We start from the raw sequence: 15376 nt of genomic DNA, 5'->3' as shown, positions 1-15376 counted from the left end.
ACCAGCGATGAGGTTCGTTCCGCTACCAATAAACGACAATAGTCCGATCGTCATGATTGCCGGGAATAAAGAAATTAAGCCATTCGGCCAGTTGCTCTGACGTTTTGTCTATATCGTTCAAAGCAGGAGATAGCTCACTCACCAACACATCCCATTTTTCGGCCTTCAACAAACCGTTATCAGTCTCGAAGAAGGGGTCAGAAACACCGTCAGTCATCAGGATTAAATGTGAGATGTCTTTCCACTTTCCGATGCTTACGCGCTTACTGAATTCAGCGTCCTGAACTGCATCGGCGTCCAGGAAACGTGTCTGCCCTGCATACTCTCCGCTGTCAGGAGTACCAAGCACACGGACTTTCCCCGTGGGTCCGTAGGCAGCAATCGCCCCGTCGCCCATCCAGAAAGAGGCTGCGAAAAGGTCATCTCCACTGCGGTAAGTCACGGCAACGAGCAGTGTGGTGGAATAGGATTTCACCGACTCTTCGGCAGCGATGGACTCATTTTTAATATTATTGACGGCCATGATTGAGGCCTGATGGAATTGGTGTGTTAACGCGGCACCAATGTTTTGTTGATCTGCCTGTTCCCAACGTTTGACTATTTCACTTAGCTCACGCCCGCGATCGCCACCTAAATACTTAGTCAGATACTGACCCACTGTGTCGGTGACTATGAGGGAACCTTGTCGAGAGTTTTTGGCGCTTCCGGCACCATCGGCCACCAGCATGATGCTCCAGCCAGTGTCTGGGCAATGAGATATGTAAAAATCATCATCTCTGAAGGAGCCGACATGTTCATGCGAACGCCCCCTGCGGCTGGCAGCAGCGATCCTTATATCTCGTTCATGAAGCAATTTGTGGTCGATGTTCTCTTTGAAGTATTTATCCTCAGCGGGAGGATCGATTATTTTCCAAAGGCTACGGGGATCGGGGTTCACAATAAATATCACCTTATCAGAGTGGATTTGACCATTACTGCGACTCCAGGTAACGGTCATTTCAATATCGCCACTTTCTAAAGGCGTTCCTGTCAATGCAGAGGTTGTCAGGTCGAAGGTGACGCCGATCTCTTTAGCAAAATCCACGCACTGAATACTCGCCACTTCGCCATTATCGAGTGAAATATCTATTTCTGAATGAAAATGTGTCCCTGCCCGGGCATTAGCGATATTAATCTTTGCAACCGGAGGTAAAGGCTTAAAAGTTTCTACAGAAAAAAAGGCAGCTACGCTGGGGATTTGTCCTGGCTTTAAAATGGAATTCTCTGGCAAAGGCGTCCGGGGAATATTCGTGGATTCAAGAGAGAGGAATTGCACAGGCTGCCAGTCTTTATCGCTGTCTGCATTTGGTTCTCGCTCTTTTTCGGAAGGACTATCCGGACTCACTGGCTCATCAAGCTGTTGTTCCACGGATGCAGATTCTGCTTTATTTTCCGGTTTATAAGTCGCCGCTTTATTCTCAATACGGGCGACCAGGTCATCGAAAATATCCTGAAGTTCTGTGTCTGAGCATAATTGAACACGGCCTGAATCGGTTGTTTCAAGCGAATGAAACTCTAGAACCTGTGATAATACTTTCTGATATAAGTTAGCATTCCTTTCCATCAGCCTCTTCCCCGGTTGACATCAAAATCTGAATGATCGCCTTCGTTATTAAACGACAGTCCTTTATCACACCATGGACAAATGACGTCGTCAGGCCCGTTTACGCAGAGCAACTTTCCACAAGTACACAGAGCAAATGCACTGGCATTACCACAGTGAGGGCAGCCGGGTACGCCGTTAAGTTCGCTGGTATTGACCTGAAGGGAAGATGCCGATTCGTCAGTCCAGGAAAAATAGTCCTCATCTATCGGAAAACATCCGGCGAGGTTGAAGCTATTAATATTGAGCTTGAAATCCAGCGTCGAAAGATTGACTGCCGGGCGTTCATATTTCATCAGATAAGGGCGTTTGGAGCGGCTGCATCGCCCTGTTAGCGTAACGCAATTCTCATCATAGGCACGCGCAACCTCATCTTTGGCCAGACGAACAATATAGTCAGTGGCATTAACCAAAGGAGGGGCTTCTTCACCGACGCTACGACTGTGAGCAGAAACCGATGCAGTGATCCATTTAATAAACTGAGTAAAGTCACCTTCGCGGGTGTCCGTGAACAACAGAACATTCTCCGTCAGCTGTCGCAGAACATTGAGGTCAGCAGAAGGCCCAAGTCCAATGGCGATAAGATTAACTTTACGGGCGTATTGTTCTTTCCAGCGTTTAATCTCAGCAGTGACATCGTCCGTGGGCCGCCCGTCAGTGAGGAGATAAGCCACCGGCTTCCAGTCTCCTTTACGTTCTTCTGTTGTTTTCCGGACTTGAGTATCAATCTGACGGGTTAACTCCCGCAAAGCGCCTGCAAGGCTCGTTCCGCCACCGATGGGTAATCGGGGAGGATAGAAAGAGGCTGCTTCAACAAGGGGAACAATAGTTCTGGCCACACCGGCGAACGCAATCACGGAAATCCATGCGGTTTCCAGTGCGTGGGGATCTTTTTTCACATCGTTGACGATCAATTGCAGACCATCATTCATTTTCTTCAAATTTTCTCCGACCATGGACTCTGAGCAGTCGAGGACGAAGAAGATGGGCAGTCTTCTCATAATCACACCCTATATGGCGCAAACTACGTGTAATAAACCTGCGCGCATTGAAGCAATAAAAAAAGCAAAACACCGAAAGTGTCTTACCATCAATTTACAAAACCAGCTGAATTTCAGGAGGTGGGGGAGGGAGGTTATCCTGACTGACGGTGACACCCGCACTCGAGCTTCCTGAGGCGACACTGGCAGACACCCATTTAAAGAAGCCAGCAAATGCTGTTGAGTCCAGTGTTTCGAGTGCCACTATCTGGGATGTCAGTTGCTTCAGCGGTTCATGTTTAGCTTTTGGCCCGACGGCGCACGCAATGATTGAACCAAACGAGCGTTTTTTTAATTCTTTGATGGCTTCGCCATAAGCGTATGTATCTGAAGGTACGCCGTCCGTCATCAGGAACACCAGCGGACGCCAGTCACCTTTCTGGTCGCCATCTGAGCGCCTGATATCGCGGTCGACACACTGGATCAAACATTCCAGTGCTGCCCCAGTGAAAGTGCCACCTGCATTTGGCACGTTGATGTCAGAGAACTGGAAGTCTTCAAGAGCTGTCAGTGGAATAAACTCACGGGCTTCATTGTCATAAGTAATGATCGCAATATGTGCACTCTCAAGCGCGTAAGGATCCTGACGTAGCGCACTGAGCATGGCCTGTATGCCAACATTAACCGCATGAATGGACTCACCACGCATTGACCCTGAGGTATCGATCAGCAGGTAAACGGGTAGCCTTCTCATATCATAGATAGCCTTTCAGATGAGTCACGAAGGTGTCAGAGTCCGAAGGCTCACCAATGGCTGTCAGCTTCCAGCCGGTGCTTTCACGCACCAGTTCCGCAAACAGCATTGAGCGCCTGCCTGTAAACGAGGCTCCCCCAGAAAGGTCAAAGCGTGCCATTTCGACATGACGAGCATCTACAGCACGAATAAAGGCATTGTCTACTTTGCCAAAGTGCTGGTTCAGCTTAACGCCATTATAAATTTGTACGATGAATACAATTTTGTGGTATTTCGGATCGAGGGTGTTCAGTTTAACAATAATTTGCTCATCGTCGCCGTCACCAGCTCCGGTCCTGTTATCACCTGTGAGCCAGATTTGCCCGGAAGGGTGTTTCATGCTGTTAAAGAAAATAATGTCGCCGCCAACCAGAGTCGGTTTGCCATTTTGCATGCCTCCCAGGTCGGTTACTTTCCCCTCAGCGTTGCAAAGAAACGCGACAACATCCAGATCGTATTCTTCTTCTTTTTTGCCAAGAAGACTGCCAAGAAAACCTTTTTTCTCTTCGTGAATATCCCAGCCCAAACCAATAGTGACAGAGGATAAATCGAATTCATTTTTTTTCAGGCTGACGCCTTGTCCCTTACTCAAACTAACGCTCATAGATCCCTCCTAATTATTTTTAGAGAACAACGTTAACTTCAGGCGGTGGTGGCGGTAAGTCATCAAGACCAATGACCTCTTTTTTACCTGATTCCACTTTTTGACTGCCTACCGAAATGCTGGCTGAAACCCATTTGAAAAAGGCTTTAATTGATGTCGAATCAGCCGTGTCTAGCTGAAGAACTATTTCCGTAACTTCTTGCAGAACTTTTGATTCAGCGCCATGACCAGCAGCACAAGCCACGACAACACCCGTTCTTGCTGTTTTAAAGTCGCTAACGCCTTTACGCCAGTCATCCGTTGGGGAACCGTCTGTCATGATGAAGACCAGGGGACGCCAGTCACCCTTGGTTTCGGCAGTGGTTTTTTGCACTTCATTAGCAATGCAGGTTGCTGCGAGGGAAAGGGCCTCTCCCAGTGCGGTCGTGCCATTGGCGACGAGATTGGGAGCTTTAAAGTTTAATAAGTCGGTGAGAGGGGTAACTTGCCGGGCAGTAGAATCAAAAGTAATTACAGATATAAATGCTGTTTCAAGAGCATACGGATCTTGCCGGAGAGTTGTGAGCAGTGTTTGTACGCCATTTTTCACAGCTTCAATAGGTTCTCCCATCATCGATCCCGAAGTATCGAGCAATAGGTAGACGGGTAGTCTTCTCATATGATTTACCTGCTTTAATTTTAAGTAGTATCAACTGATGTACTCAATTCTTGAGCAGAGAGTTATCTCAACACTGGCTGTGAAGTGTCAAGCGACGGAGAGTTTTCTTTAAATGGAAGGGAATGATTACGAGTTAATTTTGATTTATGTCACTGAAGCGCAATAACTCTGATAGGGGGATGAGACCTGAAGAGTGGTTTTTTATTCCCTGCTTTCGCGGCTCATTGTAATAATCTAATTCATCGTAACCCCCCCCAAATAATGGGGGGTATTTAGTTGAATTTATCTGAGCTATCGTGGCTTATGTTTAAGAATTCCTGGCCAGGTATTGTTTTTTGAGATGTTATTTATGCTCTCTACGCTTTTTATCCATAAATTCTTTTAAAAGATCATCTACAACCTTTTCTGCTATTTGTTCCACAGCTTCACTGCGTGATACCCCTGAAAGTTCAGCAAGTTTATCTATTTTTCGAAGAATTCTCATACGCAAAGATAGCGAAACAGCCGTTTTCTTATCCTTGTCCAGCACCACTCTTCCGCTCGATTTACTGGTTTTCAGTTCGGCATTTAAAGTGAGGACTTCATTCATACGACGCAACGTTTTTTTATCCAGTTGACCCGAATTGACCAGCTGATAAGTATGGTTAGCTTTACTGTATTTAATTTCAGCTGAATAGGAGTCTCTGAGCTCTTTGAGTGCACGGGTGAGCGTCGGCTCAGAACAATCAAGACTGTTAATGATATCGTGCGCAGGGATCTGCTTTCCTGAGCCGAGTAGGTTGGCAAGAGTAAAAAGCCGTGCCTGTCTGGTGTTAAGTTGCATATTCAGTTAAAGCCTGCATTCAAAGTCAGTGGTTCAATTGGCTGAAAAATGAATGTTGAGCTCATCTTTCTGATAACAGTGTGGCTGTTCAGTGTCTCTACGGGGTCCACATTTTGTATTCCCATAAAATTAAGTTTTTCCATCACCTGACGATTGCACCGGCAGGAAGTAATGTATTCATCCTCCAGATACCCCGTGCGTTTACTGATCCGTTGAGTAAATCCAGAAATAATCACCGTATCGAAGGGTAATGCATAGAAGGCGATACCGGCCAGACGCATCAGGCATCCATGCACATGACGTGCATAATTTTCTCTCTGTGCCTTCTGGCTCATGGCTTTCTCTGTAATTTCGGTCCCCCGGGCATTCACGCTGTAAATTTTATCAGGCATATCTTCAATCTCGGGTAAATCGACATCAAGCATGACTACGGATTGCTCAGGTTTGACTTCGAATGCCACCAGAGTTTCACGCGGCCATTCAGTCTGTGACAGTACTTCGGATAGAACCGACTCAAACCAGGCACTGTCACTCAAAAATTGTTGCTGTGCATTTGCCTGGGATGATTCCAGCTTTACTGCGTGTTCATTCGCCTCATGCTGCCAGTTGGCATATTGCTCTGCCCACGCAGCTCGTTGCTGTTGATATCGTTGTAGCTGCAATGCATTTTCGCGCACCGTGTCCGCCAGTTCCAGCTCCCAGCGCAGAAGATTTTCAGCATGACGAGCTGTACGAGCTGATTCAGATTCAAATAACTTGCCAAGAAAACCTACCCCCTCGTTTTTCTCAGGCTGTGCAGGCATCGCCTGGCTTTCAGGTTTAACCGGGCGAACCGGGGCCGGTATCTGAAAGGGTTCCATAAGGCTTCGCAGATAGAGAGACTCCAGTTCGGCCAGTGTTGTGCCCGTGGATATGTCTGGCGTCAGCTCATGGATATTGGTTATCGCGTGTACGGCTGACATTAAAGCCAGCACTTCCTCTTCGAGGGCGTGATGCAACGCCGGATCAGATTGAGTGCTCCCTCCGCTTCGTGAACGAGCAGAACGGTCCAGACGGGTACGGTAACTGAGCCCCGTCCCAGGCACACCCAGGTTTGCATACGTTCCACGGCTACCAAAAGAAACAGACGCACCACGAGGACCCACACTCAGGCTGGGGGTGCCGTTGCTCAAATTAACCCGGACACCCGGAATAATGCTGATCGATTTTCGAAATCTGAATCCCATGATGACAACCTTAATTATGCTGAGACACAGGCATCAGTCTGATACCGTCCGGATTTTTCTCGGATGTCAGCCCATACACCCGGGCACGTTCCAGAATACCTGCGGCCCAGCGTCGATGGGTTGCTGGTTCACACATTGCCCCCTGGGATTTAAAAACCGCCTGGGTCGAATTAAGAATACGCAGGGCATCTGAGTGTTCGCCTGGGGAAACCATTAACGCTTGTTCAATAACGTCAATCTGCCCCGGATGGATCGCTGTTTTTCCTACCAGACCATGAGCCATATCCAGCGACAGCTCACGGGCCATCACTGCGTGGTCGTCAATATGCTCACAGACCGGAGCGGTCAGCGCAAAATCACGTGGGGCAAAAACAGAAACCAGCATTTTTATGACATAACCCATAGGGCTGTCGTAAAGCGTCAGGTTACGCGGGCGTCTGAGTGAAACGACATTCATCAGGTCATTCCCGCCAATGCGTAACGCAATAATTCGCGCGTGGCAGGGGTGGGACAACAGCGTAGTGGCCAGTTCGCGCATCTGAACGACATCAAAAACTTCTTCTGTCTCAAGCGTTGGCATCAGGCACAAATGCGTATCCGCCATGATGTCCCACCAAACAGGCAAAGAGGAGAGTGTGAATTTCGGCAACACAAAGCCATCTATCGCACTGAGGTCAAGGTTCTCAACCAGCCATTGACCCATATCAGGATGGCGGGGGCGGATGAATACCAGCGGCCATTCATTATTGCCACTGTTAATTTTTGCGGCATTCAGTTGCTGGAGTAATCGTTTGAGATTTTGCAGTGCCTGAGGAATGTCACCCTCGCTGACGGCATCTTCCAGACAGATAACCAGAGAGCGCAGACCCGGAATTTTTCCGTGCAGGACAGCATCGGCAATATCCAGTCGGGTGGCAGGCATATAAAGCGTGGCCCCCAGATTCCAGGGCGAAAGACGTTTGTCCATCAGAGCACCTTTTTAATGATTGTGACGGCCCTGTACTGGCCGATAGCGTTACCCATCTCTGTCACCGGGATACCTTTATCCCAGGCCAGCCCAACCAGCAGTGCAACATCGGGATCATCCACCGAGCGGACAAAGACATGATCAGGCACTCGGCGTAAAACGGCTCTTGTGGCCTCTGCAATCCCCGGCTTGATTCGATTGATGCTGTCTACCGAATAATTATTTGCCAGGCTGGAAATAACTTCTCGGCTTTGCTGCCATAACCCGGTGTTTTCCTCAGTCTCCCAGACCAGTGCTGGTAATTCCTGACCATCAAGCTGTTCACGGAAACGCGCCACGGTTTCTACCAGCATCCGGCTGCATTCATAATCAGTGAGATGGTCGCAGACGACACACCCGTGCAGCCCTTTATCGGTCCAGACTGAGCGGGAGATAAGCCCTGAGACGGGGGCACCCATAATGCCAAAGGGGATAAGCCAGTCATCTGCGCTTGCGGCAAGCCATGAGCATCCGCAGGGATCGGCCAGCACGACAAGGCGCGGTTGTTCAGGATACCCGTTCCGACCTTTCAGCGAACGGACCAGCTCGCCGGTAATCGCGCCTTTACCGGTCCAGCCATCGACAAAAACAATGCCGTGCGTACCGTGTCGGGCTTCGATCAATTCCAGTGCAGCGGTATCAATTCCCCTGTCACGGATGATACTTATCCCGTAATGAAAGGAACTTTTCCCCATGGCCCGGAGTGCCTGCTGTAACATCACACCCAACGGCACACCGGCTCTGACAAGGCTGGCAAGGATAATGGGCTCATCACCAAATCGCTTAACGAGTTCCCGTGCAAGCTGCGATACCTCTTTTGCCAGCCGTGCTGCGCCCATATCAAGGGCGCGTGAAAACAGGTCAAGATGCCACTGTGTAGGGGCAGGCTCCTGACTCAGCATATCGGAGTAATGTTTTTTACCGGACTGGATCAGCTCTTCTTTCAGATCAACAGGCGTCATTTCCATGGCCACCGGCTGGAGTAAAAACTGCACATCATCAGGCGAGTAGGAGCCCGAGAAGGTCGATAATTCAGGCTGCATTTATTTTTCTCCAAAAATACGGTGTGAAATGGCTTCAGCAAACTGGCTCTGACGAGGCAGACCATACCAGCTACATAGCTTCATGAACCGGTGGTCGCTCAGGCTGTCGCCGAGGCCAATCACCGGGAAAATACCCCGTTCAGATCGCAGTTTTTCAAGAAGCCAGGTCACGGCCAGGCCTTTTTCAACCGGATGAGGTAGCCAGGCAACATTGTTACTGTTGCGGTGGATATAAAAACCATCGGTTGGGAACAATTGTTCTATTTCATCGGCAATCGCATTGAGTTCATCAAGGCGTGTGCTGTCGCGGTGTTTCATCACCAGATAAATCGGTACGCCGTCGTACTCGTAGTTAAGGCGCGCCCAGGCATTAATCCCTCGGGCATCCATCAGTTCCGTGATTTGCCTTTGCATTCCCGTCAGTCTTTCGTAATACGGGGCCAGACTTTGAAGTATATGCGCTTTCCATTCTTCATCCGGTTGCCCCTGAGGAGTAAGGATGACCGCACCGTGAGTGGTGACAGCCCAGGAGCTAAAGGGAATTTGCACACGACTGATTTCTTCCGTGCCACGGGCCGTCACCGGGATCAGTTCAGCCTGTTCCAGCAGCCAGTCCACCAGCATAGACTGTTCTTCCGTCATGTAACTGCGGGGGGTAAGACTGCGGTCCAGCGCACCGGTACGGAAGGGCTCAAGCGCCAGTTCATCCACCATTTTACGGCGGGTCTGGAAAAGCGTGTCATCGAGATCGCTCAATACAACAGGTTTATTCATAGGTCACAATCTCCACAACAGGGGCAACGTTAGACAATGCGGTTAACAGCTGCTGATCTACACTTTCTGCTGGCGTCTCGGTACATAGCAGAACGCGGTCAAACTTCTGGTGGGCCACGTTATACACAAAGTTAGGGATCCCCAGACCATAGTTATCCGTGAACGCAATCGCCGACTGGATAGCAAAGCCGGTCGCGATGGGGGATCGGGTTGTGGAGCTGTAGTGAACCGTGGCTCCCTGCGCTTCAAGACGCTCTGACAGCAGGAATGGCTCCCAGACAAACTCTCCGGTTCCCAGCACCAGGACACGTTCACCCGAAAATGTCACAACATGGCGGCCTAAATCCCGGGCGGGGATCGTCATGCCGAGCCTGCCCCAGGACTGCTTTCCGGTAACCGGAACCGCACCACGTGAGGTGACATTAACCAGCGGCATCACAGGAACTGGCGCATCCGGGAGCGGCTCCCAGTGCCACTGCCCGCTGACCAGTGAAACGGTGTTGACCGGAAGAGGGCAGCGCTTAGTGAGGGCATCACCGCTCCAGTCAGTGAGTGTCACGGTCACAACCTGCTTCAGGTGAGCCAGGCGGTTGGTGTCACGCAATGCGGCCAGCAGGTTGATAAAGGTATTGCCGGTTGTCGCTTCATCATCAATCAGAACGATGGTGCGAGCCTCGCAGACTCTGCGGCGCATTTCCGGGTCATCCGGTAAATAAATGAGATGGTCTGTCGCGTGGCTGTGCTCTTCTTTAAATTCGCATAACAGTTCGCCGTCGACCGGGTGACGTGTGGATGTCAGATAAACGGACTCACTGAAGCGGTGACGGAGTTCATCAAATACCCCGGCCCCCAGACCCACGGCGGTTTCAGCCATACCGATGACGAGAACGGGACCGGTCATGCCATCAGGAAACTGCTCAGCTAACTGGCGATACACCTGACGCATAATGGAGGGTGACACCGGGATATGGCGACCAAGCACTTTACTGACAAACAGGAATGCTCGTTTCGGGTTGCGTCTTTCAGCAATATCAAACAAATCATCCAACACAACATCCTGCTGCCCGCTGGTGACCTGAATTGTGCCGCAGGAAAGCGTACGGCGATAAACAGCATCATTATTCACTAAAGACATCATTAATCCTTCAGTTCAGTCGGTTAGTTAAATGAGTTGAATAACCGATAACATCTGTTACAGATCTCACCGTTGCTGGAACGAAATCGTTCTTTGCCATCTCAATCACTTCCGTTTTAGACATCAGACCCAGTTTATGGAATGCAAACAGGCCGGGTAAATTGACACCACTGTGTTGTGTATAGCCAATGCCGCCAGATGGCCGCATGTTAGTTTCCAGCAGAACCGGCCTTCCGGAGTTGTTATTGCGGGTTTGCACATTAACCAGACCATCTACCTTCATCGCTCTGGCACAGGCACAGGCTAACTCAAACGCTTCACCGCTGTTTTCAAGGTGCTGAAGCGCCCCTTCTTTACGACGGGCAACCGCGGCAAGCACTTCACCTTTGTCTGCCAGGATATCAACGGAATATTCAGGGCCGGGAAGATAAGGCATTAGAACCAGAGAAGTAAACGCCGGTGTTCCGGCAAGTGCTTCGATGTACTGTCCTGGGTGGACGATACGTTTCTCAGGATAATTAAAAACGTCCATGGAAGACGCATTGTCATCAAAACGCCAAAAACCCATGCCATAAATTCCTGTAACAGGTTTTACGCAAAGCTGTTGGCCTTCAAATGGAGAATGACTAAGGGAATGCTGCAATTCTTCTATTGAGTTGATGCGCAAAGATGGCACTGCCGGGAGGTGATTCTCCTCCATCACTTGTGCAAAAGTCACTTTGTCATCGGCCATCTCTAGCCACTGTGGGCCGGATGCACCGGTAGTCAGTGAAACACCTGATTCCTCAATCTCTTTCCGGTGGTTTTCAAACCACAGGCAATTACGGCCCGTATGAATGGCATTAATATCCCATTCTGCAACCGTGGAGAGGATGAAAGGCAGGCGCATTTCGGCATCTTTAGGCTCTGCCAGAGAAAAGTCGGCGACGGAAAGAATTTCATTCCGTTCATTGCGATGTGAGGCGTAAACAGTGATGTCAGTCCGCATTTTTCCCGCGAAAGACTTCATTCCCTGGATGATGTCTCTTTGCGACGATAAACCTTCCATTAGCCAAATTTTATTACTCATGTTTGCAAATTTACCTGAAGTTAGCAGCCTTTTAAGATAGTGATCCGAGTCTAAAAAGGTATAATACACTTGTCAATCATATTATGATTTACAATGATTACGTGAAATAGAGATGTATTTGTTGTGTCAACATAAGTAATTATCCTTATAAATCAATGCTATTAAATGAATTAACTGTTTTAGTTTTCAACTTGTAGTCTGAAGGAAGTACAAAACTATTTTAAAATTGGCTTGCCAGAGAACTACATCATGATATGATTTTTTTCGCAGCCAGAATATCTTCAACCCTCGTTGTTTCAGTCAATACCATTTTAAGGAAAAGAATATGGTTTCATTAAGCAAGAACCAGACGGTATCACTCAGCAAGCAATCTACTGCGCTCAGCCAGCTTAAGTTCGGGCTTGGTTGGGATCCTATCAAGAAAAAAGGGTTCCTCGGCGGCATGTTCGGTGGCAGCGATTCTATTGATCTGGATGCCGGTTGCGTCTTAATGGATAGCACCGGGAAAGCAATTGACACCGTCTGGTTCCGCAAACTGAAATCAACTTGCGGTTCAGTAGTACACAGCGGCGATAACCTTACTGGAGAAGGTGACGGCGATGATGAAGTCATCAATGTCTATCTCAGTAAGTTACCCGCGAATGTTGAATACCTGGCCTTTACGGTTAACAGTTTCCGTGGTCAGTCATTCAATGATGTTGACAATGCCTTTTGCCGTGTTGTCGACCAGTCCAATACAGAATTGGCTCGCTACAAACTGACTGAGCAAGGCTCTCATACCGGTATCGTTATCGCATCACTGCAACGTAATAACGGTAACTGGGACTTTACTGCTCATGGTCATGCATGCCGTGGTCGCACCATTGACGACATGCATGCTGATATCGTGGCAACGGTGGTCCGATAATGAACTTAATGCCCGGGGGAAATGCCCCCGTACCTTCAGAAGAACTTCGCGTTCGCATTCTCTCCGGTGGACCGGTTGATGCATCCGCTTTCCGTTTGTTTACCAACGGGAAAGTGCAGGGTGATGCGGATATGGTCTTTTATGGTCAGCCCCGTAATGACGACGCAACCATCAGCCTGGTCAGTGAAGGCAACCACTCTACCTTTACCGTGGCACTTAATCGCCTGAAAGCCGATGTACAGAAAGTCGCATTTACTGTCACCTGCGATGGGGGGCAGGTCGTGTCTGGTCTGCGCAACTTGTCAATTCAGGTTGAAAAGGGCACAGAAGTCCTGATTGCCGGCACAGTTGAACTGACTGGTCGCCAGGAAGCGGCTCTGATTTTGGGGGAACTTTACCTTCGAAATAATGACTGGAAGTTCCGTTTTGTGGCTCAGGGCTTTAATGGCGGTCTTAAACCACTGGCGGAACATTTCGGCGTTAATATTGCCGATACCCCAGCCCCGACGCCCGCACCAGCCGTTGTTACTCCACCTCCCGCTCCGGCAGCCAATAAAATCAGTCTGAGCAAGGTCTCTTTGACTAAAGAAAAACCGGCCATCAGCCTTGCCAAACGCGATAACTTCGGGGAAATCCGCATCAACCTGAACTGGAATCGCAGTAACAGTGCTTCCTCAGGGCTGCGTGGTATCTTTGGGTCCAAAGGTGTGGATCTGGATCTTGGGGCATTTGTTGAGCTTCAGGACGGGCATAAATCTGTTATTCAGGCTTTGGGTAACGCCTTTGGTGATTACCGGGATGAACCTTACGTACAACTTCAGGGTGATGACCGGACCGGGGCTGTTTCAGAAGGCGAATGGCTACATATTAACGGTAAAGAATGGAAAAACATCCGCCAGGTGCTGATTTATGCCTTTATCTACGAAGGCGCTGCCAGCTGGGATAAAACGGATGGTGTCGTGACACTCCATGTACCGGAGCAGCCACCGATTGAAACCCGTCTGACCGAGGGTGAAAACAAACGCACACTGTGTGCAATTGCACGTCTCGTTAACGAAAGTGGTTCCATCAAAGTCGAGCGAATTAACCAGTACTTTAAAGGCCAGTCCGAGATGGACCGTGCGTTTGGCTGGGGTTTTCGCTGGAGTGCGGGTTCTAAATAACACAGCAACTAAGGATTCAACAATGAGCTTTTTTGACAAAGTAAAAGGTGCTCTTAATTCAGGCCGTGAAGAGCTGACCCGTCAGGTGGGTCGTTTTAAAAATAAAAAATTCATGCAGGGTACCGTCGCGGTATGTGCACGTATTGCGGTATCGAGCGATGGCGTGAGTGCTGAAGAAAAACAGAAAATGATCGGTTTTCTTCGCTCTTCTGAAGAATTGAAGGTATTCGACACCACTGAGGTCATCGAATTCTTTAACAAGCTGGTGACCAGTTTCGATTTCGATATGGAAATCGGAAAAGGTGAAACCATGAAACACATCCTTGCACTCAAAGATCAGCCTGAAGCAGCACAGCTGGCTTTGCGTGTCGGTATTGCGGTCGCTAAAAGCGACGGTAACTTCGATCAGGATGAACAACAGGCGGTCCGTGAGATTGCCACTGCGCTGGGTTTTGATCCGGCTGAATTTGGTCTTTAAGTCTCGTTCTTTAAGAGGTAGTTATGGTTTCAACACACATCGGTTTTCCGGCGGAAACAGTCATTGTTTTCATTGCACTGTCAGTCGGGGCCATCTTCATTGACTTGTTTATGCACCGTGACGACAAGCCAATTTCGTTGAAAAGCGCCGCCCTGTGGTCTGTATTCTGGGTCGTAGTGGCGATGGCTTTTGCCGGATTCCTCTATATTCACCACGGTGCAGAAGTCGCAAGTCTCTTTGTTACCGGTTATGCGCTGGAGAAAGTCCTCTCCGTAGATAACCTGTTCGTTATGATGGCTATCTTCTCGTGGTTCTCGGTGCCGGATCGTTATCGTCACCGTGTGCTTTACTGGGGCATTATCGGAGCCATCGTATTCCGGGGTATCTTCGTTGCCATCGGTACCAGCCTCCTGAGCCTTGGGCCCTATGTGGAAGTGGTCTTCGCGATCATTGTGGCCTGGACAGCAGTCATGATGCTCAAAAGTGGCGATGATGAGGACGAAGTTGAGGATTATTCCCAGCACCTTGCCTACCGCATGGTTAAACGCTTCTTCCCAATCTGGCCGAAGCTGAGAGGGCATGCTTTCCTGCTCTCGCAGAAAGAAGTTGATGCTGAACTGGCAAGGCCAGAAAACAAAGATGTGACTATTGGTCGCGGTAAGAAAGCCGCAATGTACGCCACTCCGTTATTTTTGTGTGTGGCCGTTGTTGAGCTTTCAGACGTGATGTTTGCCTTTGACTCCGTACCGGCAATCATTGCCGTCAGCCGCGAACCACTGATTGTCTACAGTGCCATGATGTTTGCCATCCTTGGCCTGCGTACACTTTATTTTGTTCTCGAAGCACTGAAACAGTACCTGGTCCACCTGGAAAAAGCGGTCATCGTGCTGCTGTTCTTTATCGCTGTAAAACTGGGGCTGAATGCGACAGATCACATTTGGAACCACGGTTACAGTATTTCGGCCACCACCAGCCTGTATGTTGTCCTTGGCGTACTGGCAGTGGGTATTGTTCTGAGTATTATGTTTCCAGGCAAACCAGAAGTAGAGAAAAAGGAGAGTTAATCTCCTGATAT

General features: G+C 49.1%; 16 protein-coding genes. 4 read left to right on the top strand and 12 right to left on the bottom strand.

Going from position 1 to position 15376, the window contains the following annotated elements; genetic code table 11:
* Positions 1-22 precede the first annotated feature (22 nt).
* The 12 genes from MNO13_RS16395 to MNO13_RS16340 all read right to left on the bottom strand — a co-directional run bounded on the left by MNO13_RS16395 (position 23) and on the right by MNO13_RS16340 (position 11753).
* The gene (locus MNO13_RS16395; RefSeq protein ID WP_337927076.1) at positions 23-1603 is read right to left on the bottom strand and encodes a PP2C family serine/threonine-protein phosphatase; all 1581 of its coding nucleotides are present in this window, start codon (positions 1601-1603) and stop codon (positions 23-25) included.
* The gene (locus MNO13_RS16390) at positions 1603-2643 is read right to left on the bottom strand and encodes a TerY-C metal binding domain-containing protein (protein WP_064548128.1); all 1041 of its coding nucleotides are present in this window, start codon (positions 2641-2643) and stop codon (positions 1603-1605) included. Before MNO13_RS16390 ends, MNO13_RS16395 begins: the two co-directional genes overlap by 1 nt.
* A 94-nt stretch (positions 2644-2737) precedes the next feature.
* Entirely contained in the window at positions 2738-3376 is a 639-nt protein-coding gene (locus MNO13_RS16385) for a vWA domain-containing protein (protein WP_064548125.1), read from the bottom strand.
* Position 3377: 1 nt separating this feature from the next.
* Entirely contained in the window at positions 3378-4019 is a 642-nt protein-coding gene (locus tag MNO13_RS16380; RefSeq protein ID WP_064548124.1) for a TerD family protein, read from the bottom strand.
* 19 nt (positions 4020-4038) lie between these two features.
* On the bottom strand, positions 4039-4677 hold the full coding sequence (locus MNO13_RS16375; RefSeq protein WP_241939022.1) for a vWA domain-containing protein: 639 nt from the start codon (positions 4675-4677) through the stop codon (positions 4039-4041).
* A 343-nt stretch (positions 4678-5020) separates the two neighbouring features.
* On the bottom strand, positions 5021-5500 hold the full coding sequence (locus tag MNO13_RS16370; RefSeq protein WP_064548120.1) for a ribbon-helix-helix protein, CopG family: 480 nt from the start codon (positions 5498-5500) through the stop codon (positions 5021-5023).
* A 2-nt stretch (positions 5501-5502) separates the two neighbouring features.
* On the bottom strand, positions 5503-6726 hold the full coding sequence (locus tag MNO13_RS16365) for a DUF4236 domain-containing protein (protein WP_241939021.1): 1224 nt from the start codon (positions 6724-6726) through the stop codon (positions 5503-5505).
* Positions 6727-6736: 10 nt separating this feature from the next.
* Entirely contained in the window at positions 6737-7693 is a 957-nt protein-coding gene (locus MNO13_RS16360; RefSeq protein WP_237930906.1) for an HpcH/HpaI aldolase/citrate lyase family protein, read from the bottom strand.
* Positions 7693-8775, bottom strand: a complete 1083-nt coding sequence (locus MNO13_RS16355) for a cysteine protease StiP family protein (protein ID WP_133522522.1) — start codon at positions 8773-8775, stop codon at positions 7693-7695. The genes MNO13_RS16360 and MNO13_RS16355 overlap by 1 nt, the downstream gene beginning before the upstream one ends.
* A complete protein-coding gene (locus tag MNO13_RS16350) occupies positions 8776-9549 on the bottom strand; it encodes an HAD family hydrolase (RefSeq protein ID WP_241939020.1) in 774 nt (257 codons plus the stop codon). It abuts the gene before it with no gap.
* Positions 9542-10684 carry a phosphoribosyltransferase domain-containing protein gene (locus MNO13_RS16345; protein ID WP_241939019.1) on the bottom strand — a complete coding sequence of 381 codons (1143 nt, stop codon included), beginning with the start codon at positions 10682-10684 and terminating at the stop codon, positions 9542-9544. Before MNO13_RS16345 ends, MNO13_RS16350 begins: the two co-directional genes overlap by 8 nt.
* A 10-nt stretch (positions 10685-10694) precedes the next feature.
* Entirely contained in the window at positions 10695-11753 is a 1059-nt protein-coding gene (locus MNO13_RS16340; RefSeq protein WP_241939018.1) for an ATP-grasp domain-containing protein, read from the bottom strand.
* A 325-nt stretch (positions 11754-12078) separates the two neighbouring features.
* Here MNO13_RS16340 and MNO13_RS16335 point away from each other — a divergent pair, with 325 nt between their 5' ends.
* Genes MNO13_RS16335 through terC form a run of 4 tightly spaced genes read left to right on the top strand, consistent with a single transcriptional unit; the run spans position 12079 to position 15365 of the window.
* On the top strand, positions 12079-12660 hold the full coding sequence (locus MNO13_RS16335) for a TerD family protein (RefSeq protein ID WP_064548106.1): 582 nt from the start codon (positions 12079-12081) through the stop codon (positions 12658-12660).
* The gene (locus MNO13_RS16330; RefSeq protein ID WP_064548103.1) at positions 12660-13823 is read left to right on the top strand and encodes a TerD family protein; all 1164 of its coding nucleotides are present in this window, start codon (positions 12660-12662) and stop codon (positions 13821-13823) included. The genes MNO13_RS16335 and MNO13_RS16330 overlap by 1 nt, the downstream gene beginning before the upstream one ends.
* Before the next feature lie 22 nt (positions 13824-13845).
* Entirely contained in the window at positions 13846-14301 is a 456-nt protein-coding gene (locus MNO13_RS16325) for a tellurite resistance TerB family protein (RefSeq protein ID WP_064548101.1), read from the top strand.
* 23 nt (positions 14302-14324) lie between these two features.
* On the top strand, positions 14325-15365 hold the full coding sequence (gene terC / locus MNO13_RS16320; RefSeq protein WP_241939017.1) for a tellurium resistance membrane protein TerC: 1041 nt from the start codon (positions 14325-14327) through the stop codon (positions 15363-15365).
* Positions 15366-15376 lie beyond the last annotated feature (11 nt).

Source organism: Buttiauxella ferragutiae (assembly GCF_022637515.1).
Lineage (GTDB): Bacteria > Pseudomonadota > Gammaproteobacteria > Enterobacterales > Enterobacteriaceae > Buttiauxella > Buttiauxella ferragutiae.
This window is presented reverse-complemented; position numbering and strand designations above follow the sequence as displayed.

Coding starts and splice junctions, on each gene's coding strand:
- MNO13_RS16345 (WP_241939019.1), bottom strand. CDS start 10,684: ATGTCTTTAGTGAATAATGATGCTGTTTATCGCCGTACGCTTTCCTGC.
- MNO13_RS16370 (WP_064548120.1), bottom strand. CDS start 5,500: ATGCAACTTAACACCAGACAGGCACGGCTTTTTACTCTTGCCAACCTA.
- MNO13_RS16350 (WP_241939020.1), bottom strand. CDS start 9,549: ATGAATAAACCTGTTGTATTGAGCGATCTCGATGACACGCTTTTCCAG.
- MNO13_RS16340 (WP_241939018.1), bottom strand. CDS start 11,753: ATGAGTAATAAAATTTGGCTAATGGAAGGTTTATCGTCGCAAAGAGAC.
- MNO13_RS16335 (WP_064548106.1), top strand. CDS start 12,079: ATGGTTTCATTAAGCAAGAACCAGACGGTATCACTCAGCAAGCAATCT.
- MNO13_RS16365 (WP_241939021.1), bottom strand. CDS start 6,726: ATGGGATTCAGATTTCGAAAATCGATCAGCATTATTCCGGGTGTCCGG.
- MNO13_RS16385 (WP_064548125.1), bottom strand. CDS start 3,376: ATGAGAAGGCTACCCGTTTACCTGCTGATCGATACCTCAGGGTCAATG.
- MNO13_RS16375 (WP_241939022.1), bottom strand. CDS start 4,677: ATGAGAAGACTACCCGTCTACCTATTGCTCGATACTTCGGGATCGATG.
- MNO13_RS16330 (WP_064548103.1), top strand. CDS start 12,660: ATGAACTTAATGCCCGGGGGAAATGCCCCCGTACCTTCAGAAGAACTT.
- MNO13_RS16380 (WP_064548124.1), bottom strand. CDS start 4,019: ATGAGCGTTAGTTTGAGTAAGGGACAAGGCGTCAGCCTGAAAAAAAAT.
- MNO13_RS16390 (WP_064548128.1), bottom strand. CDS start 2,643: ATGAGAAGACTGCCCATCTTCTTCGTCCTCGACTGCTCAGAGTCCATG.
- MNO13_RS16360 (WP_237930906.1), bottom strand. CDS start 7,693: ATGGACAAACGTCTTTCGCCCTGGAATCTGGGGGCCACGCTTTATATG.
- terC (WP_241939017.1), top strand. CDS start 14,325: ATGGTTTCAACACACATCGGTTTTCCGGCGGAAACAGTCATTGTTTTC.
- MNO13_RS16355 (WP_133522522.1), bottom strand. CDS start 8,775: ATGCAGCCTGAATTATCGACCTTCTCGGGCTCCTACTCGCCTGATGAT.
- MNO13_RS16325 (WP_064548101.1), top strand. CDS start 13,846: ATGAGCTTTTTTGACAAAGTAAAAGGTGCTCTTAATTCAGGCCGTGAA.
- MNO13_RS16395 (WP_337927076.1), bottom strand. CDS start 1,603: ATGGAAAGGAATGCTAACTTATATCAGAAAGTATTATCACAGGTTCTA.